This is a genomic window from Streptomyces sp. NPDC031466 (assembly GCF_055581265.1).
Genome location: NZ_JBVIJT010000011.1, coordinates 32,568 through 52,069, shown reverse-complemented (window position 1 = coordinate 52,069; position 19,502 = coordinate 32,568). Strand labels below are relative to the sequence as shown.

Genomic DNA, 19,502 nt, shown 5'->3' with positions numbered 1-19,502 from the left:
ACAGAACCTCGGATCCCTCATGCGCATCCTCGGAATCAACGCACTCTTCCACGACCCCGCCGCCGCCCTCGTGATCGACGGCAGGACCGTCGCCGCCGCGGAGGAGGAGCGGTTCTCCCGGCGCAAGCACGGCAAACGCCCCGTGCCGTTCTCCGCCTGGGAACTGCCCGAGCAGGCCGCCGCCTGGTGCCTGCGCAGGGCCGGCCTGCGGCCCCAGGACCTCGACGCCGTCGCCTACTCCTACGACCCCGCGCTCGCCCGGCCCGCGGCCGACATGGGGCTCGACGACCCCTGGGACCACCTGCGGCAGACGTACGCCCGTGAGGCGCCCGGCTTCCTCAAGGCCGCGCTGCCCGGCCTCGACCCGGGCATCGTCCGCTTCGTGCCGCACCACATGGCGCACGCCGCGTCGAGCGCCTTCGCCGCGCCCGGCGCCGAGGACTCCTCCGTCCTGGTCCTGGACGGCCGCGGCGAGCGCGCCTCACACCTCGCCGCCCGGCGCGTGCGCGACACGCTGGAACCGCTGTACGCCCAGGACCTGCCGCACTCCCTCGGCCTGGTCTACGAGGAGCTGACCGGGCACCTCGGATTCCTCCGCTCCTGCGACGAGTTCAAGGTCATGGCCCTCGCCTCCCACGGCACCCCGCGCATGCTGCCCGAACTGCGCCGCCACGTGTACCCGACCGGCGACGGCGGGTTCCGCGCCACCGCCGTGCCCTGGCACGAGCTGTGCGCGCCGCGCCACGCCGACGAACCCTGGACCCAGGACCACGCCGACGTGGCGGCCAGTGCCCAGGCCGTCCTGGAGGAGACGCTGCTCGACCTCGCGCGCTGGCTGCACGGCAAGACGCACCACAGCGTCCTCACCCTCGCCGGCGGGGTCGCCCTGAACTGCGTCGCCAACTCCCGAATAGCCCGCGAGGGCCCCTTCTCCCGCGTCTGGGTGCAGCCCGCGGCCGGTGACGCGGGCACCGCCCTCGGCGGCGCGCTCCTGCTGTCCGCCGGACAGGGCGACGAGATCGACCCCATGACCGGCGCCGACCTGGGCCGCGACTGGTCCGACGCCGAACTCGGCGCCTGGCTCAAGACCGCTGCCGTGGCCTTCGAACGCCCGCCGGACATCGCCGCGACCGTCGCGCGGGCTCTGGCGGAGAACCGGATCGTGGCCTGGTTCCAGGGCCGCTCGGAGTACGGACCGCGGGCCCTCGGCCACCGCTCGCTGCTGGCCCACCCCGGCCACGCCGGCAACCTCGAACGGCTCAACGACGTCAAGGGCCGCGAACAGTTCCGGCCCGTCGCCCCCATGGTGCTCGCCGACCGCGCCCGCGAGATCTTCGACGGGCCGCTGCCCAGCCCGTACATGCTCTTCGTGCACGACGTGGCCGAGCCCTGGCGGGAGCGGATCCCGGCCGTCGTCCACGTCGACGGGACGGCCCGCGTTCAAACCGTGGACCCCGCGTGCGAACCCCTCGTGGCCCGCATGCTCGGCGAGTTCGAGAAGCTCACCGGCCTGCCCGTCGTGGTCAACACCAGCCTGAACACGGCCGGCCGCCCGATGGTGGACGACCCGCGCGACGCCCTGGAGTGCTTCGGCTCCTCGCCCGTCGACCTCCTCGCCATCGGCCCCTACGCGATCCGGCGCCGCGACCTCTTCGACGGTCGGGCACCCGAGGGAGAGGAGATCCGATGACCGGCCACGCGACGGACATCGGTGACGTCGTCGCCGCCGAGGGCGCGTACGCCGTGGTGATCCCGACGCTCGGCAGGCCCAGCCTCGACGCCACCCTGCGCGCGCTGGCCGGAGCCGAGGGGCCCGGGCCGCTGCGCGTGGTCCTCGTCGACGACCGCCCGGGGGCGGACGGCACGACCCCGCTGCCCGTCCGGATACCGGCGGCCCTGCGCCCCGTCACCCTCGTGGTCGGCGGCGGGGCCCGCGGCCCCGCCGCCGCGCGCAACACCGGCTGGCGCGCCGCAGGCCGCGCGCCGTGGATCGTCTTCCTCGACGACGACGTGGTGCCCGGCCCCACCTGGTGCGACGACCTCGCCCTCGACCTGGCCGCCACCCCCCCCGAGGAAGGCGCGGTCACCGCCCGCATCGACGTGCCGCTCCCCGCCGACCGCAGGCCGACGGACTGGGAACGCAACACCGCCGGACTTGCCACCGCCCGGTGGATCACCGCCGACATGGCCTACCGCCGGGCGGCGCTGGAAGCCGTGGGCGGCTTCGACGAGCGCTTCCGCCGCGCCTTCAGGGAAGACGCGGACCTCGCCCTGCGGGTCCTCGCGGCCGGCTGGTCGATCGCCGAGGGCACCCGCGGCACGACCCACCCGGTACGCCCGGCCGGCCGCTGGACCTCCGTGCGCCTCCAGGCCGGCAACGCCGACGACGTCCTCATGACGCGGCTGCACGGCCGCGACTGGTGGACCAGGGCGGCCGCGCCACGGGGGCGGCTGCCCGGCCACCTCGCGGTCACCGCGGCGGCCGCCGGGGCCCTGGCCTGCGCCGCGCTGCGACGCCCAGCGGCCGCCGGAACCTGCGCGGCGGCCTGGCTGGCCGGCACCGCCGAATTCGCCCTGGCGCGGATCCTGCCGGGCCCCCGCACCCGGGACGAGGTCCTCACCATGGTGCTGACCAGCGCGCTCATTCCGCCCGCCGCCGTCTGGCACTGGCTGCGCGGCCAGGTCGCGCACCGCGACGCCGCACGCCTCGACCCGCGTACGGCCGCCCTCGGTGGCCCCTCGCCTGCGCCCACCCGGCCCACCGAGGAAGAGCGGGTCCAACGATGAACCGGCGCCTCGTCACACCCCCGCCCCCGTCCCCGGCCGCCCCCGCCCGTGGGGACGACGGCCGCGGCCCCTGGCTCGCCGACGGCCCGCCCGCCCGGGGCCCGGCCCGACGCGGCGCCGCCCGCACCCTGCCCGCGGTGGTCCTCTTCGACCGCGACGGCACCCTCGTCGAGGACGTGCCCTACAACGGCGACCCCGCGCGCGTACGGCTCATGCCGACCGCGCGGGACGCCGTCGCCGCCGTACGGGCCGCGGGCATCCCCCTCGGTGTGGTCAGCAACCAGTCGGGCGTCGCCCGCGGCCTGCTGACCCGCGACCAGGTCGAGGCGGTGCGGCGGCGCGTGGACGAACTCCTCGGCCCGCTGCACGTGTGGGCGATCTGCCCGCACGGCCCCGCCGACGGCTGTGGCTGCCGCAAACCGGCGCCCGGCCTCGTCCTCGCCGCCTGCGGCCGCCTCGGCGTCCCCGCCGCCCGCGCCGCCGTGATCGGCGACATCGGAGCCGACATGGGCGCCGCCCGCGCCGCCGGGGCCCGCGGGGTCCTCGTCCCCACCCCGGTGACGCAAGCCGAGGAGATCGAGGCCGCGCCCGCCGTGGCCCCCGACCTGCTCACCGCCGTACGCCTGCTGCTGACCCCCGACCCCGAGGGCGGTCACCGCCCCGTGGAGGTGGAGGAGCGATGACCGGTTTCCGAACCCTGCCGCGCACACTCGTCGTACGCCTGGACAGCGCGGGCGACGTCCTGCTCGCCGGGCCCGCCGTGCGCGCCGTCGCGGCCGGCTCCTCGTACACCGCGCTGCTGTGCGGCCCCCAGGGCGTCGAGGCGGGCAGGCTGCTGCCCGACCTGGACGACGTACTGGTGTACGACGCCCCGTGGGTGGGGCTCGAACCGGCGCCGGTGTCGCACACGGCCACGCGGCACCTCCTCGACGAGATGACGCAGGGCCGCTTCGACCGGGCCCTCGTGCTGGTCTCCTACCACCAGAGCCCGCTGCCCGCCGCGCTGCTGCTGAAGCTGGCCGGCGTCGGCTGGACCGCCGCCGACAGCGAGGACTACCCCGGCTCCCTGCTCGACCTGCGCCACCAACGGCTGCCCCACCGCCACGAGGCGCAGGCGGCCCTCGACCTCGCCGAGGCCTGCGGCTTCGCCCTGCCGCCCGGCGACGACGGCGCCCTGCGCGTGGAGGCGACGCCGGACACCACCCCCCTCACCGGCGGCGAACCCTACGTCGTGCTCCACCCCGGCGCCGCCGTGCCCGCCCGCGCCTGGAGCCCCGAACGCGCCGAACGCGCCGCGGCGGCCCTCAGCGCCGCCGGCCACCGCGTCGTGGTCACCGGCGGCCCCGACGAACGCGAACTGACCGCCAGGGTCGCCGGGCGGCACGCCCTCGACCTCGGCGGTGCCACCGATCTGCGGCGCCTGGCGGGCGTCCTGGCCAGGGCCAGGGCGGTGGTGTCCGGCAACACCGGGCCCATGCACCTCGCCGCCGCCGTCGGCACCCCCGTGGTCTGCCTCTTCGCGCCGGTCGTGCCGGCCGAGCGCTGGCGCCCGTACGGCGTCCCCCACGTCGTGCTCGGCGACCAGCACGCCGCGTGCGCGGACAGCCGGGCCCGGCAGTGCCCGGTGCCGGGCCATCCCTGCCTCGAACGGATCGACGACGGCGAGGTGCTCGCCGCGGTGGCGTCCTTCGCCGAGGGCGCGGCCGACCGGACACGCCGCGCGCGGGCGGCGCCCGCCCGGGTCACCGCACCGGACGGCACGCCAGAAACGGAACGAGGAGCAAGCGTATGAACATCCTGCTGTGGCACGTGCACGGTTCCTGGACGACCGCGTTCGTCCAGGGCCCCCACACCTACCTCGTTCCCGTGACACCGGACCGCGGCCCCGACGGGCTCGGCCGGGCCCGGACCTTCTCCTGGCCCGCCTCCGTACGGGAAGTGACGCCCGAGGAGCTGCGGGACGCCGAGGTGGACCTCGTCGTCCTCCAGCGCCCGCACGAACAGGAGCTGGCCGAACGCTGGCTCGGCGGCCGGCGCCCCGGACGGGACCTACCCGCCGTCTACCTGGAGCACAACGCGCCGGACGGCGACGTCCCCGACACCCGGCACCCCTGCGCGGACCGCGACGACCTGACGCTGGTCCACGTCACCCACTTCAACCGGCTGTTCTGGGACTGCGGCAGCACCCGCACCGAAGTCATCGAACACGGCATCGTCGACCCAGGCCACCAGTACACCGGGCGCCTCGCCAGAGCCGCCGTCGTCGTCAACGAACCGGTGCGCCGCGGCCGTTACACCGGCACGGACCTGCTCCCCGCCCTCAGCGAGGCGGCCCCGCTCGACGTCTTCGGCATGCGCACCCAAGGGCTCGCCGCGCACCTCGGCGTTCCCGAGGACCGGTGCCGCACCGCCGACCTGCCCCAGAGCGAACTGCACGGCGCGCTGGCGCAGCGCCGCCTGTACCTGCACCCCGTGCGCTGGACGTCCCTCGGCCTGTCCCTGCTCGAAGCCATGCAGCTGGGCATGCCCGTCGTGGCGCTCGCCACCACCGAGGCGATCGAGGCGGTGCCGCCCGGCGCGGGCACGCTGTCCACCCGGCCCGAGGTCCTGGCCCGTGCTGCCCGGCGCTACCTGGAGGACCCGCGGGCCGCGGCCGAGGACGGCGCCCGCGCGCGCCAGGCCGCTCTCGAACGGTACGGACTGAAGCGCTTCCTGGGCGACTGGGAGCGCGTGATGACGGAGGCGTGCTCATGACCTCGTCCCTCGGCCCCTACGACCCCGGCACCTTCGGCGCGGCGCCCACCGGCCCCGACAAGCTGTCCGTCGCCCTGGTCTCCGAACACGCCAGTCCGCTCGCCACGATGGGCGGCGTGGACGCCGGCGGCCAGAACGTGCACGTCGCCGCGCTCGCGGGCGCCCTCGCCGACCGCGGCCACCACGTCACCGTCTACACCCGGCGCGACGACCGCGAGCTGCCCGAGACGGTGCCGCTGCGCGATGGCGTGCGGGTGCACCACGTACCCGCCGGGCCGCCCGAGCAGATCCCCAAGGACGAACTGCTGCCCCACATGGGCGACTTCGGCCGCTACCTGGCCCGCACCTGGCGCGACCGGCCGCCCGACCTGGTGCACTCGCACTTCTGGATGTCCGGGCTCGCCTCCCTGCGGGCGACACGCGAGCTGGGCCTGCCGCTGCTGCACACGTATCACGCGCTCGGCACCGTCAAGCGGCGCCACCAGCAGCTCGCCGACCCCAGCCCGCCGAGACGGATCGCCCTGGAGACCGAGGTGGGCTCCGGCTGCGACCGGATCATCGCCACCTGCCGCGACGAGGTCATGGAACTGGGCAGGATGGGCGTCCCCGCCGCCAAGACCACCGTCGTGCCCTGCGGTGTCGACACCGAGCTGTTCGCCCCGCGCGGCCCGGTCGCCGAACGCGGCACCGAACGGCACCAACTGCTCCAGCTCGGCCGCCTCGTGCCGCGCAAGGGCGCGGCCGTCTCCATCGCCGCGCTCGCCCGGCTGCCCGAGACGGAGCTGGTCGTCGTCGGCGGTCCCCCCGCCGACCGCCTCGACCAGGACCCCGAGGTCCGGCGGCTGCGCGCACTCGCCCGGGAGGCGGGCGTCGCCGACCGGGTCCGCTTCACCGGCGGCGTGCCGAGCGCCGACGTGCCGGCGCTGCTGCGCGCGGCCGACATCGTGGTGTGCCCGGCGGACTACGAGCCGTTCGGCATCGTCCCCCTGGAGGCCATGGCGTGCGGCAGGCCCGTCGTCGCCAGCGCCGTCGGCGGCCAGCTCGACACGGTCGCCGACCCGGCCACCGGCCGCCTGGTGCCGCCCCGCGACCCCGAGGCCCTCGCCCGCGCCGTCGCCGACCTCCTCGCCGACCCCGCCGCCCGGGAGGCCTGCGGCGAGGCGGGACGCCGCCGCACCCTGCGCCGGTTCGGCTGGGACCGGGTCGCCGCGGCCACCGAGGCGGCGTACTGCGAGGTCCTGGACCCCCAGCCCGTCACGACCGGCGCCGGCGTGGTGTGAGCCCCGCCCCGACCCACCGCGGAGCACCGACATCCGAAGGAGGCAGGGCCCGTCGCCGCCCGTCAGCGCGGCGGCGCGCCCGAGCAGCATGAACGAAACCCCCGCACTCGACGCCGCGCATCTGCACTGCCGGTCACTGGAGCAGGCGCTTCGGCGGTTGCGCCGGGACAGCCTCGGCCGGATCACGGAGTGGGGCGGGCGGCTCGCCGCCGCGCTGCCCTCCGGGAACCGGCTCCTCGCCGCGGGCAACGGCGGCAGCGCGGCCCAGGCCCAGCACCTGACCGCCGAACTGGTGGGCCGCTACCGGCACGAGCGGCCGGCGTACTCGGCGATCTCCCTGCACGCGGAGACCTCCAGCATGACCGCCATCGGCAACGACTACGGCTTCGACCACGTGTACGCCCGCCAGGTCACCGCCCACGGCAGGCCCGGCGACATCCTCCTCCTGCTGTCCACCTCCGGCCGCAGCGCCAACCTGATCACCGCGGCGGTCGCGGGCCGCGCCGCGGGCCTGCGCGTCTGGTCCCTCACCGGGCCGGGCCCCAACCCGCTCGGCGAGGCCGCCGACGAGCCGCTGTACATCGACGGCGACACCACGGCCACCGTGCAGGAGGCCCACCTGGTCGCCGTCCACCTGCTCTGCGAGGCCTTCGACGCGGCGCTCGCCGCACCACCCGTCGCCGCCGCCACCACCGTCGGCCGGGCCGCGCCCGCCGCGGTCCCCGTCCACGGGAGGACGCCGTGAGCGGGCCGAAGCCGCTCGTCGTCGTCGGGGACGTCCTGCTCGACGAGGACATCGAAGGAGTCGCCACCCGGCTCGCCCCCGACGCGCCCGCCCCGGTCGTCGACGTCACCGTCGACCGGCGCCACCCCGGCGGCGCCGGCCTCGCCGCGGCGCTCGCGGCCCGCGGCGGCCGCGAAGTGGTCCTCGTGACCGCACTCGGCGACGACCCCGCGAGCGAGGCCGTCCGCCGGGAACTGACGGGCCGCGTACGGCTGGTGGAGTTGCCGCTGAACGGCACCCTGCCGGTGAAGACCCGCGTCCTGGCCTCGGGCCGCCCCCTCGTGCGCATCGACCGGGGAGGCGGCACACCGGGCGAACCCGACGCGGCGGTGCGCGACGCGCTGGCCCAGGCCCACGCGGTCCTCGTCGCCGACTACGGACGGCACACCGCGAGCGCCGTACGCGACCACCTCGCGGCCGTCACCCCGCGCACCCCGCTCGTGTGGGACCCGCACCCCAAGGGCGACACCCCCGTGCCGGGCGCCCGGCTGGTCACCCCGAACGCGGCCGAGACCCGCGCCCTGTGCCCCGGCGGCGGCGAGACCCTGCGCGCGTACGCCGAACGGGGCGCCGAACTCGCCGACCGCTGGCGGGTGAGCGGCGTCGCCGTGACCCTCGGCGAGCGCGGTGTCCTGCTGACCCGGCCCGGCTCCGGGACGCCGATGCTCGTCCCCCCGCCGTTCCGCGCCGGCGGTGACCCCTGCGGCGCGGGGGACTGCTTCGCCGCCACCACGGCCGCGGCGCTCGCGGACGGCGCGCTTCCCGAAGAGGCCCTCCAGCGGGCGGTGGCCGAAGCCGCCGCGTTCGTCTCGGCGGGCGGCGCCACCAACCCCGGCCTGTGGCGCGTCACGCCCGCCCCCGGCGCCGAGGAGACACCGGCCACCGACGCGTTCGAACTCGCCGAGCGGGTCCGCGCGCGCGGCGGCACGGTGGTCGCGACCGGCGGCTGCTTCGACCTGCTGCACGCCGGGCACGTCGGCCTCCTCGACAGCGCCCGGGCCATCGGCGACTGCCTGATCGTGTGCCTCAACTCCGACGCGTCACTGGCCCGCCGCAAGGGCCCCGGCCGCCCCCTCAACCAGGAGGCGGACCGTGTACGCGTCCTCCGGGCGCTCGCCAGCGTCGACGCCGTCGCCGTCTTCGAGGAGGACACCCCGCAGGAACTCCTGAACAAGCTGCGGCCCGACGTATGGGTCAAGGGCGGCGACTACTCCGTCCAGGACCTGCCCGAGGCGCGGGCGCTGCGGGCCTGGGGCGGGCAGGCCGTCGTCCTGCCCTACCTCGACGGCCGCTCCACGACGCTGCTGACCCGGCGGGCGGCGGCGGCCGCCGGGACACCGACGTGAGCGGGCCGCCGGACGGCACCCCGCACCGGCCGCGCGCGCTGGTGCTGCGGGCGCTCGGGCTCGGCGACCTGCTGACCGTCGTACCCGCGCTGCGCGCCCTGCGGCGGCGGCTGCCGGACCACGAGATCGTGCTGGCCGCGCCCGAACGCCTGGCCCCCGCCGCCGCCACGACCGGCCTGGTGGACCGGCTGCTGCCCGCCTCGGCGCCCGGCCGCCGGGTGCCCGCCCTGCTCCCCTGGACGGGGCCGCCCCCCGACCTCGCCGTGGACCTGCACGGCAACGGCCCGCCGAGCCACCTCCTGCTCCAACGGCTGCGTCCCCGGCGGCTCCTGGCCTACGCGCATCCCGGGACCCCCGACATCGAGGGCCCCGCCTGGCGGGACGACGAGCACGAACGGGAGCGGTGGTGCCGGCTCCTGACCTGGTACGGCGTCCACGCGGACCCGGACGACCTGCGCATCCCCGTGCCCGCGACGCCCTCCCCGGCGCCCGGCGCGGTCGTCGTGCACCCCGGCGCCGACGCCGGGGCCCGCCGGTGGCCGCCCGAGCGGTTCGCGACCGTGGCGCGGCGGCTGCGGGGGGACGGCCACGAGGTCGTCGTGACCGCGGGAGCGGGGGAGGAGGCCACCGCGCGGCGCGTGGCCGAGGAAGCCGGTCTCGCCCCGGGGGCCATGCTGGGCGGCGCCGAGGACGTGCCCTTCGACCGGCTCACGGCGCTCGTGGCCCACGCGCGGTGCGTCATCGTCGGGGACACGGGGCTCGCCCATCTGGCGACGGCGCTGGGCACGCCCTCGGTGGTGCTGTTCGGCCCCGTCGCCCCCCGGCTCTGGGGGCCGCCGCCCGGTCCCCGGCATCGCGCGCTGTGGCACCCCGACGGCGACGGGGCCGCCCGCCCGGGCGACGCGCATGGGCTCCGCCCGGATGAACGGTTGCTGCGGATCACTCCGGAGGAGGTGCTGGAGGCGGTACGGATGCTGCCGGGGGGCTCGACGCTGGAAGCGCTGCCCGCGCGCGGGCGGTGAGGCCCCTTCGCGGGGCCCGGCGTGCGACCACCTTCTTGCGGCCCGTCGCTGGCGCCCCGTTGGGGGCGCGGGGAACTGCGCGCGCAACTGTGAGCCGGGCCGCATGTGGGGGCGAGGCGTTCGGGGGCAGACGCGGGGTTGGTCGCTGCGGGTTGTCGTGGGCTGGTCGCGCAGTTCCCCGTGCCCCTTGGGGGGTGGCAGTGCGCCCTATCAGGGGCGCGAGGAGGTGTAAGGCGGCGTTACGCTGCCGCGCCCAGCGTCGGGCGGGCTGTCGGGTCGTCGCTCCGGAGGAGTACCGGCACGGGCACCGGGACGTCTTCGCGTCCGCGGAGGAGGAAGCCCGCGCCGATGGAACCGGCGATGATCAGGCCCCCGGAGACGAGCGCGCCCCGCGGCCCCGCCAGTTCCATGAGGAGGCCGAGCGCGGGCGGGCCCGCGAGGCCCCAGGCCGTGCTGACACTGCCCCACACGCCGAGCACCCGGCCCCGCAGCCGCGCCGGCGGGTCGGTCTGGAGGATCGTCGTGCCCGCGGTGTCGGAGACGGTCTCCACGACCGCCATGGGCAGCACCAGGACCAGCAGCACCGCGAAGGAGGGGGACAAACCCGCCACCACCTGGAGCAGCGCGCCCGCCGCGGCCAGCAGACCCACCAGCCGCACCGACGGCCGGCGCAGCCGGGCCCCGAGGACGGCGCCGACGATGCCCCCGACGGCGAGGACGGTCGAGACCGTGCCGAACGACCCGGCGCCCCCGGCGAGCGGCCCGGTGACGAGCACGGCCAGGGTCAGCGTGTAGTTGCGCCCGAAGACGGCGCTGATGCCGGTGATGCCCGCGAGGGCCACCAGCCGGGGCCGCCGCAGGAAGAAGGCGAGACCTTGGCGCACGGTCATGTCCTGGCCGTCGGGGTCGGGCCCGGGGTCTACGTGCTCGGGGTCGCGCGGCACGAGCGCGGCGGCCTGGACCGCCCCGTAGACGGGACGCAGGAAGGGGATGACGGAGGCGACGAAAAGGAAGGACACGCCGTTGGCGGCGTAGGCGGCCGCCGTGCCGAGGAATCCGACCGTGACACCGCCGAGCGCGGCACCGGCGAGGCGGCCCGCGCTGTGTACGAGCGAGCCCACGCCGATGGCGGAAGGCACGTCCTGCGGCGGCACGAGATCGTTGCCGAGCAGGGCGCACGCGGGACCGTCGACCGTGGCGACGACGCCGGTGAGGCCGGCCAGGACCAGCAGCACGGTCAGGTCGAGCCGCCCGCACGCCACGAGGGCGGCCGTCGTGAAGGCGATGGCGCCGAGCAGGGTCTGGCTGACGGCGGCGGTCACCTTGCGGGGCCAGCGGTCGACGGCGGCGCCGCCCGCCACGCTCATGAGCAGGGCGGGCGCGGCCTGCACGGACATGGACAGGCCGGTGGCGGCGGCGGACCCGGTGATCTGCAGGACCAGCAGGTTCTGCACGGTCAGCTGCATCCACGTACCGGCGTTGGAGACGAAGTTGGCGACGGACCACCAGCGCATGCTGCGGTACTTCAGGGACCGCCACGGGGAGCGCGAGCCGTCGGCGGGCGGGACGGAAGCGGGCGCGGCAGGGGCAGGGGAGGCGAGAGAGGAAGGCACAGGTACTCGGGACTCGGAGGCAGCCCGAAGGGACTCGGGCGGGGCGGAGGACCGGCAGGAGCTGCGGGGCACCGGCAGCACTGCGCGGTCACTCCACCGGATCTGGGGGGCGCCGTGTCGCCGGAAGGGCGTCTCCTGGGGCGCGCCGGGCGGGCGGACGTTGCGGAGTACGGCGTCGACCATGGTGGCAGACGGCTCTCGGAGGGTCCGGCGCAGTGTGCCCGGGCGCCCCGTCGAGAGAGGCCAAGTCCCGGGCGGCCAGCGCTCGTTCGCGCTTCTGGTGTGCTTGCTCACACGGCTCCTGGCAGGGGCCGGCGCCCCGGCGTCGGTGACGGGGGACACAGCGGCAGGGGGCGCGCGGGCGGCCGCCCCGAGGTGCCGGAGCGTGCGCGCCGCGTCACAGTGGGAGGCGGAGCGGCCGCCGAGCGCGAGCCGCGGCAACCGGTACGAGGAAAGGCACGGGCATGGGCGGCGCGGCGCAGGTCGACCTCCACGGCAAGCAGGCGCTGGTGACCGGCGCGGCGCGCGGTCTGGGCGCCTCGATCGCGCGGAAGCTCGCGGGGGCGGGGGCGAGGGTGCTCGCCGCCGACGTCCGCAAGGACCTCGCCCAGCAGCTCTGCGAGGAACTGGTCCGCGAGGGCGGCGACGCCCGCTTCGTGGAGCTGGACGTACGGGACGCCGCCGCGGTCGCCGCCGTCTTCCGGGACCTGGAGGAGGCGGGGGAGGCGGTCGACATCCTGGTCAACAACGCCGCCGTGGACGTCTCCAAGCCGATCGAGCACCTCACCGCCTCCGAGGTGACCCGGGTCGTGGAGACCAACCTCCTCGGCCCGATGTACCTGTGCCTGGAGACCTACCGGCGCATGGTCGCCCGCGGTGGCGGCCACATCGTGAACATCCTGTCCACCGCCGCCAACCGCACCTGGACCGAGGCCGGCCCGTACGCGGCGGGCAAATCGGGCCTGCGGGCGTTCACCCACACGCTGTTCAAGGAGGCCCAGCGCGACTGCGTGGGGATCGGCGTCACGGGGATCATCGCCGGCGGCATGGAAACCCCGTTCATCATGGAGCGCTTCCCGGACACTGACGTGTCCATGCTGCAGAGCCCGGACATCGTGGCCGACGCGCTGCTGTACGCGCTGTCGGTCCCCGCGGGCAGCGCCGTCTCCGAGCTGGTCGTCGTGCCGCGCAGGGAGCCGTCCTGGCCGTGAGGCACCGGGCTCCCGCACGTCTCACCGGCGGAAGGAAGGTCGTCCCATGACGCCGACGATGTTCTCCATGACACCGGCGGCCCCGCCCCCGTGGGAGAGGGCGCTGGTGACCGCGGGCGCCGGGTTCCTCGGCTCGCACCTGTGCGAACGCCTGCTCGGCGCGGGCGTCGAGGTCACGTGCGTGGACGGCGTACCGGCCGACGCGGCCCCCGACGTCGCGCACCTGGCCGCCGCCCCCCGCTTCCGCTACGTGCGCCAGGACATCGAGCGGCCCGACTGCCGTGCGGCCCTCGCCGGGCCGTACGACCTCGTCCTGCACCTGGCCTGCCCCACCGCGTCCGCCGCCGGTGCCGCGCCCCCGCCCGCGCCGCCCGACGCACGCAGCCCCGGCACCCGCAACGCCCTCGCCGTCGCCGCCCGGGACGGGGCGCGCTTCCTGCTCGTCTCCACCTGCGAGGCGGGCGGTCACCGGGCGCACGACGCGGCACGGCGTTCCTCGGAGACGCTGACCACCGCGTTCGTCACCGCGAAGGACGCCGACGCGGGAATCGTGCGGCTCTTTCCCGCGTACGGCCCCCGCATGGAGCCCGAGGACGGCCCCTTGATCCCCACCCTCATCCGGCAGGCGCTTAGCGGCGACGTCGTGACCGTCCCCGGCGACGGCGGCCGGGCGCCCTCCCTGTGCTACGTGGACGACACGGTCGACGGCGTGCTCCTGGTGGCCGCGAGCCGCTCGGTGCGGCCGGTCGACATCGGCGCCGAGCCCAAGGAGACCGTCGCCGGGATCGCCCGCCGGGTGATCGCCCTGACCGGTTCGCACGCCCGCCTGGAGTGCACCGGCACGCGGACCGACGAGCCGGGACCGCCCCTGCCCGAGACCGGCTTCGCCCACGAGATCTACGGCTGGACGCCGAGGGTCCTGCTGGACGAGGGGCTCAAGCGCACCGTCGCCGACTTCCTCGACCGACCCGCGCGGAACAGGCCCCCGACCCCGCCGAACGCCGGGGGAGGTGGACACCTTGCGTGCTCCTGGTGACCGGGGGAGGGCCGCGTGAAGGCGCTCGTCGTCTGCCTGGACGGCATGACGGAAGTCCTGCTGGCGGGACCCGCCGTCCGCGCCGTCGCCACCCGGGCCCACCGCGTGACGCTGCTGTGCGGCCCGCGCGGCGAGGCCGCCGCCCGGCTGCTGCCCGACGTCGACGACGTCCTGGTGTGGGAGGCGCCGTGGGTGGGACCCCGCCCGCCCACGGTGGACGAGGCGGACGTCGAGGGCCTCCTGCGGCGGCTGCGGGACACGGCGTACGACGTCGCGCTCGTCTGCACCCCCTACGGGCACAGCCCGCTGCCCGCCGCGCTCCTGCTGCGCATGGCGTACGTACGTCATATCGGCGCCGACAGTGCCGACGACTCCGGCACCCTCATCGACGTACCCCACCGGCGGCTGCCCGGCAGGCACGACGCCGAGGCCGCGCTCGACGCGGCCGCCGCCCTCGGCTTCCCGCCCCGCGCCGGGGACGACGGGCGGCTGCGCGTCCTGCCCACCCCCGACACGGCCGGCCTCACCGGCAACGGCCCCTACGTCGTCCTGCACCCCGGCGCCGGCACCCCCGCGCGCACCTGGGACGCCGACCGCGCGGCCGAGGCGGTCGCCCTGCTCGCCGACGCGGGCCACCGTGTCGTCGTCACCGGCGGACCCGGTGAGGCCGACCTGACACGCCGGGTGAGCGGCGAGGCGGCCGTGGACCTCGGCGGCCGCACCGACCTGCGGACCCTGGCCGGTGTGCTGCGCGCCGCCGATGTCGTCATCGCGGGCAACACCGGACCGGCCCATCTCGCCGCCGCCACCGGCACCCCGGTCGTCTCCCCGTTCGCCCCGGTCGTCCCGGCGGAGCGCCGGGGCCCCTACGGGGTGGACGCCGTGCTCCTCGGGGACCGCGACAGTCCGTGCGCGGGCACCCGCGCCCGCCACTGCCCGGTGCCCGGCCACCCCTGCCTGGGCGAGGTCACCGCCCAGGACGTGCTGCGCGGCGTGCAGAAGCTGCTCAAGAGCAGCGGCTGACCCGCCGGGCCCGCGACTACCGGCTCCCGCGGGCGGCCGTGGCCGCCTGGGCCGGGTGGCTGCCCGACAGGTGGTACACGTTGAACGCCTTGCGGATGACGGGCTGGGCGACGTTGCGCACCGGCACGCCGCCGCTGGTCATGCCGTGCTCGGTGCCGGCGTGCGCGTGGCCGTGGACGGCGAGGTCGGCGCCCGCCGCGTCCATCGCCTCCGCCAGCAGATAGCTGCCGAGGAACGGATAGATCTCCAGCGGCTCCCCGGCGAGGGTGTCCGGCACGGGCGCGAAGTGGGTGAGCGCCACCCGCGTGTCGCAGCCCTGCGCGGCCAGCTCCTCCAGCGAGGTCCGCAGCCCCTCCGCGCAGCGGCGGGTGTAGCGGATGAACTCCTTCATCAGGGGCTCGCCGAACTCGCTCCCGCTGCGCCCGACGAAACCACCGCCGAACCCCTTGGTGCCCGCGACCCCGACCCTGGCGCCGTCGACCTCGACGACCGTGCCCTGCCCTTCGAGCACCTGGACGCCCGCCTCGCGCAGGACGGCGGTGACCTCCTCGGGCCGCTCGTCGTGGTGGTCGTGGTTGCCGAGCACGGCCACGACCGGCACCGGCAGCCCGGACACCTCCTCGGCGACGACCTCGGCCTCCTCCACGGTGCCGTGGCGGGTGAGGTCCCCGGCGAGCAGCAGCAGGTCGGCGCACTCGTGCAGGGTCTCGAAGGCGGGGCGGAGCAGGCCCTTGCTGTCCAGGCCCATGTGGATGTCGCCCACGGCGGCGATGCGGATCATGCCAGTTCCTCCGGGTGGTCGGGGGCGGCGGCACCGGCCACCACGACGTCGAAGTGGACCGTCTGCCCGGCCAGTTCCTCGTGCACGGTGCGCAGCAGCTCCTCACGGCAGTGCGAGGAGGGCACCGTCCCGACGACGGCCACGGACGACCCGCGGGACTCGACGCGGATGCCCAGTTCGCCCAGCTCCTCGGCGGCCAGCCGCTCCTTGAGATGGGCGATGCGGTATTCGACGTTGGCGTGGTCGTTCATCGGTCTGCTCCTCGCGGTGCGATGACTTCCAGGCGTTCCAGCAAAAAGAGGAAGGCGGCCGGCATCGGCGCGTGCCCGTACTCCTCGCGGACCGCCTCCCAGTCGACCCGCTCGCGCAGCTGCCGGGCGATCGGCAGCACGGCGCCGAAGTCGCAGTGGTGCGCGGAGAAGGCGGCGAGCAGCGACCGCATCAGGTCGGTCGGCGCGAGCACCGGCATCTGCACCGAGTCCACCGGCAGCGGGGTGGCGCGGCGCAGCAGCTCCGTGGTGACCGGCTGAGCGGCCAGCTCGAAGATGAGGTCGATGTCCTGGCCGAGGCACTTGGCCTTCAGCAGCCAGTCCTCGGGCGGCGCGAACACCGGCAGCCCGGCCTCCTCCAACGTGGCCGCGACCGCCGGGGCGTCCTCGGGCCGGATGCAGAAGTCGGCGTCGTGCTGGAGGTTGCCGGTGCCGCCATGGGCGTACACGGCGACGCTGCCCGCGAGGGCGAAATCGTGGTCGTGCCTCTTGAGGATGGCCCCGACCTGCTTGGTCGCCTCCAGGATGGCCTGGTTGAGGTCGGGCGGAAGCTCCTCCGCGGGCACCTCGTGATGCGTGGACCCCCCGGCCCACCCGCCCGTCGGGGGCAGTTCGGTGAGCGGCTTTCGCGCCTCGGGGGTGGTGTCTTCTGCGTTCGGCGTCACCTGCTGCTCCGTTTCCGGGACGCCGGCCGCCGCACTGCGCGTGCCGGCCGGCGGTCTCCGACGATCCCTGCTCCAGGCAGCTCCGGTACCCGGACCGCCGGGTTCGACACGGGCCAGTTGTTGTACTCGGATTTCCCTTATACCGCAGGGCGCGGGGCGCCACCTCTTCGCGCGGCACCCCTCAGGGGCGCCGCCACTCGTCGCCGCGCAGGTGCGAGCCCGCCTGGGGGCCCATCCGCACCATGCCGCCGTCCGCCACCCAGGACGCGCCGGTCACGTACGAGGCCTCGGGCCCGGCGAGAAAGGCGATGACGGCGGCGATCTCCCGGGCGTCGCCGGGCCGGCCGAGGGGGATGCCGGGGCGGCGCTCGCCGTGCACGTCGGTGTCCTCCTGCCCGGTCATGGGGGTGGCGATCTCGCCGGGCGCGACGGAGTTCACGGTGATGCCGTGTTCCGCGAGTTCCAGGGCCATCACCTGGGTGAGCAGGCCGAGCCCGCCCTTGGCGGCGCAGTAGGGGGCCGCGCCCACGCGCGGCTGGTGCTCGTGCACCGAGGTGACGTTGACGATCCGGCCGCCCCCGCCCTGCGCGATCATGCGGCGCGCGGCGCGCTGGCCGCACAGGAACGGGCCGACGAGGTCGACGTCGATGACCTCGCGGACCGTCTCCAGGCTCAGGTCGAGATAGGGGGTCGCGGTGCCGGTGCCCGCGTTGTTGACCAGGACGTCGATGCGGCCGAGCCGCTCGGCGAGGTCGTCGACGGCGTCCGCCGCCTCGGGCAGCCGGGTCAGGTCCATGTGGGCGAGGGCGGCCCGCCGCCCGTGCCCGCTCACCTCTTCGGCCGTCCTCTCGGCGCCCTCCCGGTCGCTGTGCCAGGTGATGCCGACGTCCAGGCCGGCCTCGGCGAGCCGGACGGCCGTGGCCCGGCCGATGCCGGAGTCGGCGCCGGTGACGACGGCCACCCCGGTGGCGGAAGCGGTGGGGACGGTCATGGGGTCCTCCAAGTCGTGGGTCGGTTCACTCGCAGGCCTGTTCGCGGCCCGGGGCGGGTACCCCGGGAGAAGGGCGCACAGCCCATAAGTCGCATAACTTGATAAACCGGAGCAAGAGGAACTCTCACGGCACCACACACGCACGGCAACAAGGGACGAACGGGTCGAAGGAGTCGACGAACGTGACGGACGTATCGAGCAAGGGCCCCGCCTCGGGCGACGACCGCGAGACGCTCACCAACCGGCAGGGCCACCCGGTCCACGACAACCAGAACCAGCGCACCGTCGGCGCCCGCGGCCCGGCGACGCTGGAGAACTACCAGTTCCTGGAGAAGATCAGCCATTTCGACCGCGAGCGCATCCCCGAGCGTGTCGTGCACGCCCGGGGCGTGACCGCGTACGGCTACTTCGAGTCGTACGGGAAGTTCGGCGACGAGCCCATCCACCGCTTCACCCGCGCGAAGCTCTTCCAGGAGCCGGGCAAGCGCACGGACGTCGCCGTGCGCTTCTCCACGGTGATCGGCGGCCGCGACTCCTCCGAGGCGGCCCGCGACCCGCGTGGTTTCGCGGTGAAGTTCTACACCGAGGACGGCAACTGGGACCTGGTCGGCAACAACCTGGGCGTGTTCTTCATCCGGGACGCGATCAAGTTCCCCGACGTCATCCACGCCCTCAAGCCGGACCCCGTGACCTTCGAGCAGCAGCCCCGGCGGATCTTCGACTTCATGTCGCAGACCCCCGAGTCCATGCACATGCTCGTCAACCTCTTCAGCCCGCGCGGCATCCCGGCGGACTACCGCCACATGCAGGGCTTCGGCGTCAACACCTACAAGTGGGTCACCGCGCAGGGGGAGTCCCGCCTGGTGAAGTACCACTGGATGCCCAAGCAGGGCGTGCGCAGCATGACCGAACAGGACGCGGCCAACGTCCAGGCCGAGGGCCTCGGACACGCCACCAAGGACCTGTACGAGGCGGTCGCGCGCGGCGAGTACCCCGAGTGGGAGCTGCTCGTCCAGGTGATGGACGACCACGACCACCCCGAGCTGGACTTCGACCCGCTCGACGACACGAAGACCTGGCCCGAGCAGGACTTCCCGCCGCGGGCCGTGGGCCGGATGGTGCTCGACCGGATGCCGGAGAACTACTTCGCGGAGAACGAGCAGATCTCCTTCGGCACCGGCGTGCTCGTGGACGGCCTGGACTTCTCCGACGACAAGATGCTCGTCGGCCGCACCTTCTCCTACAGCGACACCCAGCGCTACCGCGTCGGCCCCAACTACCTCCAGCTGCCCGTCAACCAGGCCAAGAACGCCCGCGTGCGCACGAACCAGCGCGACGGCCAGATGGCGTACCACGTCGACGGCGGCGGCGAGAACCCCATCGTCAACTACGAGCCGTCCATCACCGGCGGCCTGCGCGAGGCGCCGTACGCGACCGAGGACGAGCAGGGGCCGGAGATCCGCGGCCGGCTCACCCGCAAGCGCATCCCGCGCACCAACGACTACCTCCAGGCGGGCCAGCGCTACTGCCTGATGGAGCAGTGGGAGCGCGACGACCTCGTGCGGAACTTCGTCGACCTGCTCTCCCAGTGCCCCCGGGAGGTCCAGGAGCGGATGGTGTGGCACTTCCTGCTCGTCGAGAACGAGCTGGGCCTGAAGGTCGGCGAGGGCATCGGCGTCGGCCCGAAGGACGTGGCGGGCCTCGAACCACTGGCGGGCCAGGAGCTGACCGAGGAGGACCGCAAGCGGCTGGCCAACCTCGGGGAGAACCCGCCGCGCGACGTGAGCGGGCTGACCATGACGCACTGCGTCCCGAACGAACGGCACACCGTGACCCGGTGAGGACACGGCGGTGGGGGGGGGGGGGGGGGGGGGGGGGGGGGGGGAGGGGGGGAGGGGGGGGGGGGGGTTGGGTGGTTGTTGGTTTTCTACTTGCGGGGT

The 19,502-nt window shown here is 75.5% G+C and carries 18 protein-coding genes; 13 read left to right on the top strand and 5 right to left on the bottom strand.

Annotation, left to right across the window (positions count from 1 at the left end):
- The first annotated feature begins 19 nt into the window (after positions 1 to 19).
- The 9 genes from ACZ5GP_RS26650 to ACZ5GP_RS26610 all read left to right on the top strand — a co-directional run bounded on the left by ACZ5GP_RS26650 (position 20) and on the right by ACZ5GP_RS26610 (position 9,973).
- On the top strand, positions 20 to 1,690 hold the full coding sequence (locus tag ACZ5GP_RS26650; RefSeq protein WP_468753216.1) for a carbamoyltransferase family protein: 1,671 nt from the start codon (positions 20 to 22) through the stop codon (positions 1,688 to 1,690).
- Positions 1,687 to 2,787, top strand: coding sequence for a glycosyltransferase family 2 protein (locus ACZ5GP_RS26645; protein ID WP_468753215.1), 1,101 nt, complete (start codon positions 1,687 to 1,689; stop codon positions 2,785 to 2,787). Before ACZ5GP_RS26650 ends, ACZ5GP_RS26645 begins: the two co-directional genes overlap by 4 nt.
- Positions 2,784 to 3,470 carry an HAD-IIIA family hydrolase gene (locus tag ACZ5GP_RS26640; RefSeq protein ID WP_468753214.1) on the top strand — a complete coding sequence of 229 codons (687 nt, stop codon included), beginning with the start codon at positions 2,784 to 2,786 and terminating at the stop codon, positions 3,468 to 3,470. Before ACZ5GP_RS26645 ends, ACZ5GP_RS26640 begins: the two co-directional genes overlap by 4 nt.
- On the top strand, positions 3,467 to 4,579 hold the full coding sequence (locus ACZ5GP_RS26635) for a glycosyltransferase family 9 protein (RefSeq protein ID WP_468753213.1): 1,113 nt from the start codon (positions 3,467 to 3,469) through the stop codon (positions 4,577 to 4,579). The genes ACZ5GP_RS26640 and ACZ5GP_RS26635 overlap by 4 nt, the downstream gene beginning before the upstream one ends.
- The gene (locus tag ACZ5GP_RS26630) at positions 4,576 to 5,541 is read left to right on the top strand and encodes a glycosyltransferase (protein ID WP_468753212.1); all 966 of its coding nucleotides are present in this window, start codon (positions 4,576 to 4,578) and stop codon (positions 5,539 to 5,541) included. The genes ACZ5GP_RS26635 and ACZ5GP_RS26630 overlap by 4 nt, the downstream gene beginning before the upstream one ends.
- The gene (locus ACZ5GP_RS26625; protein WP_468753211.1) at positions 5,538 to 6,821 is read left to right on the top strand and encodes a glycosyltransferase; all 1,284 of its coding nucleotides are present in this window, start codon (positions 5,538 to 5,540) and stop codon (positions 6,819 to 6,821) included. The genes ACZ5GP_RS26630 and ACZ5GP_RS26625 overlap by 4 nt, the downstream gene beginning before the upstream one ends.
- An 88-nt stretch (positions 6,822 to 6,909) precedes the next feature.
- Complete coding sequence (locus ACZ5GP_RS26620; RefSeq protein ID WP_468753210.1) at positions 6,910 to 7,566, top strand: D-sedoheptulose-7-phosphate isomerase; 657 nt, start codon at positions 6,910 to 6,912, stop codon at positions 7,564 to 7,566.
- Positions 7,563 to 8,951: a D-glycero-beta-D-manno-heptose 1-phosphate adenylyltransferase gene (rfaE2, locus tag ACZ5GP_RS26615; protein ID WP_468753209.1), complete on the top strand. Its 1,389-nt coding sequence runs from the start codon at positions 7,563 to 7,565 to the stop codon at positions 8,949 to 8,951. The genes ACZ5GP_RS26620 and rfaE2 overlap by 4 nt, the downstream gene beginning before the upstream one ends.
- Entirely contained in the window at positions 8,948 to 9,973 is a 1,026-nt protein-coding gene (locus tag ACZ5GP_RS26610) for a glycosyltransferase family 9 protein (RefSeq protein ID WP_468753208.1), read from the top strand. Before rfaE2 ends, ACZ5GP_RS26610 begins: the two co-directional genes overlap by 4 nt.
- A 239-nt stretch (positions 9,974 to 10,212) precedes the next feature.
- Here the strand turns inward: ACZ5GP_RS26610 and ACZ5GP_RS26605 are convergent, their stop codons facing one another.
- Complete coding sequence (locus ACZ5GP_RS26605) at positions 10,213 to 11,487, bottom strand: MFS transporter (protein ID WP_468753207.1); 1,275 nt, start codon at positions 11,485 to 11,487, stop codon at positions 10,213 to 10,215.
- A gap of 563 nt (positions 11,488 to 12,050) precedes the next feature.
- On the opposite strand from ACZ5GP_RS26605, the gene ACZ5GP_RS26600 reads away from it, so the two are divergent.
- The 3 genes from ACZ5GP_RS26600 to ACZ5GP_RS26590 are packed head-to-tail and all read left to right on the top strand — an operon-like array spanning position 12,051 to position 14,856.
- On the top strand, positions 12,051 to 12,797 hold the full coding sequence (locus tag ACZ5GP_RS26600; protein WP_468753206.1) for an SDR family oxidoreductase: 747 nt from the start codon (positions 12,051 to 12,053) through the stop codon (positions 12,795 to 12,797).
- A gap of 46 nt (positions 12,798 to 12,843) precedes the next feature.
- The gene (locus tag ACZ5GP_RS26595; protein ID WP_468753205.1) at positions 12,844 to 13,833 is read left to right on the top strand and encodes an NAD-dependent epimerase/dehydratase family protein; all 990 of its coding nucleotides are present in this window, start codon (positions 12,844 to 12,846) and stop codon (positions 13,831 to 13,833) included.
- 15 nt (positions 13,834 to 13,848) lie between these two features.
- Positions 13,849 to 14,856 (top strand): glycosyltransferase family 9 protein, encoded by a 1,008-nt coding sequence (locus ACZ5GP_RS26590; RefSeq protein WP_468753204.1) that lies wholly within the window; start codon positions 13,849 to 13,851, stop codon positions 14,854 to 14,856.
- Between the two features lie 16 nt (positions 14,857 to 14,872).
- On the opposite strand, the gene ACZ5GP_RS26585 is transcribed toward ACZ5GP_RS26590, so the two are convergent.
- From ACZ5GP_RS26585 to ACZ5GP_RS26570, 4 genes are all read right to left on the bottom strand, one after another.
- Entirely contained in the window at positions 14,873 to 15,637 is a 765-nt protein-coding gene (locus ACZ5GP_RS26585) for a metallophosphoesterase family protein (protein ID WP_468753203.1), read from the bottom strand.
- Positions 15,634 to 15,888 (bottom strand): hypothetical protein, encoded by a 255-nt coding sequence (locus tag ACZ5GP_RS26580; protein ID WP_358911127.1) that lies wholly within the window; start codon positions 15,886 to 15,888, stop codon positions 15,634 to 15,636. Before ACZ5GP_RS26580 ends, ACZ5GP_RS26585 begins: the two co-directional genes overlap by 4 nt.
- Positions 15,885 to 16,571 (bottom strand): nucleotidyltransferase family protein, encoded by a 687-nt coding sequence (locus ACZ5GP_RS26575; protein ID WP_468753202.1) that lies wholly within the window; start codon positions 16,569 to 16,571, stop codon positions 15,885 to 15,887. Before ACZ5GP_RS26575 ends, ACZ5GP_RS26580 begins: the two co-directional genes overlap by 4 nt.
- Before the next feature lie 181 nt (positions 16,572 to 16,752).
- Positions 16,753 to 17,562, bottom strand: a complete 810-nt coding sequence (locus ACZ5GP_RS26570; protein ID WP_468753201.1) for an SDR family oxidoreductase — start codon at positions 17,560 to 17,562, stop codon at positions 16,753 to 16,755.
- 182 nt (positions 17,563 to 17,744) lie between these two features.
- Between ACZ5GP_RS26570 and ACZ5GP_RS26565 the strand changes: the two genes are divergently transcribed.
- Positions 17,745 to 19,403, top strand: a complete 1,659-nt coding sequence (locus tag ACZ5GP_RS26565) for a catalase (protein WP_468753200.1) — start codon at positions 17,745 to 17,747, stop codon at positions 19,401 to 19,403.
- Positions 19,404 to 19,502: the final 99 nt, after the last annotated feature.

Coding starts and splice junctions, on each gene's coding strand:
- ACZ5GP_RS26650 (WP_468753216.1), top strand. CDS start 20: ATGCGCATCCTCGGAATCAACGCACTCTTCCACGACCCCGCCGCCGCC.
- ACZ5GP_RS26645 (WP_468753215.1), top strand. CDS start 1,687: ATGACCGGCCACGCGACGGACATCGGTGACGTCGTCGCCGCCGAGGGC.
- ACZ5GP_RS26640 (WP_468753214.1), top strand. CDS start 2,784: ATGAACCGGCGCCTCGTCACACCCCCGCCCCCGTCCCCGGCCGCCCCC.
- ACZ5GP_RS26635 (WP_468753213.1), top strand. CDS start 3,467: ATGACCGGTTTCCGAACCCTGCCGCGCACACTCGTCGTACGCCTGGAC.
- ACZ5GP_RS26630 (WP_468753212.1), top strand. CDS start 4,576: ATGAACATCCTGCTGTGGCACGTGCACGGTTCCTGGACGACCGCGTTC.
- ACZ5GP_RS26625 (WP_468753211.1), top strand. CDS start 5,538: ATGACCTCGTCCCTCGGCCCCTACGACCCCGGCACCTTCGGCGCGGCG.
- ACZ5GP_RS26620 (WP_468753210.1), top strand. CDS start 6,910: ATGAACGAAACCCCCGCACTCGACGCCGCGCATCTGCACTGCCGGTCA.
- ACZ5GP_RS26605 (WP_468753207.1), bottom strand. CDS start 11,487: ATGCGCTGGTGGTCCGTCGCCAACTTCGTCTCCAACGCCGGTACGTGG.
- ACZ5GP_RS26600 (WP_468753206.1), top strand. CDS start 12,051: ATGGGCGGCGCGGCGCAGGTCGACCTCCACGGCAAGCAGGCGCTGGTG.
- ACZ5GP_RS26595 (WP_468753205.1), top strand. CDS start 12,844: ATGACGCCGACGATGTTCTCCATGACACCGGCGGCCCCGCCCCCGTGG.
- ACZ5GP_RS26585 (WP_468753203.1), bottom strand. CDS start 15,637: ATGATCCGCATCGCCGCCGTGGGCGACATCCACATGGGCCTGGACAGC.
- ACZ5GP_RS26580 (WP_358911127.1), bottom strand. CDS start 15,888: ATGAACGACCACGCCAACGTCGAATACCGCATCGCCCATCTCAAGGAG.
- ACZ5GP_RS26570 (WP_468753201.1), bottom strand. CDS start 17,562: ATGACCGTCCCCACCGCTTCCGCCACCGGGGTGGCCGTCGTCACCGGC.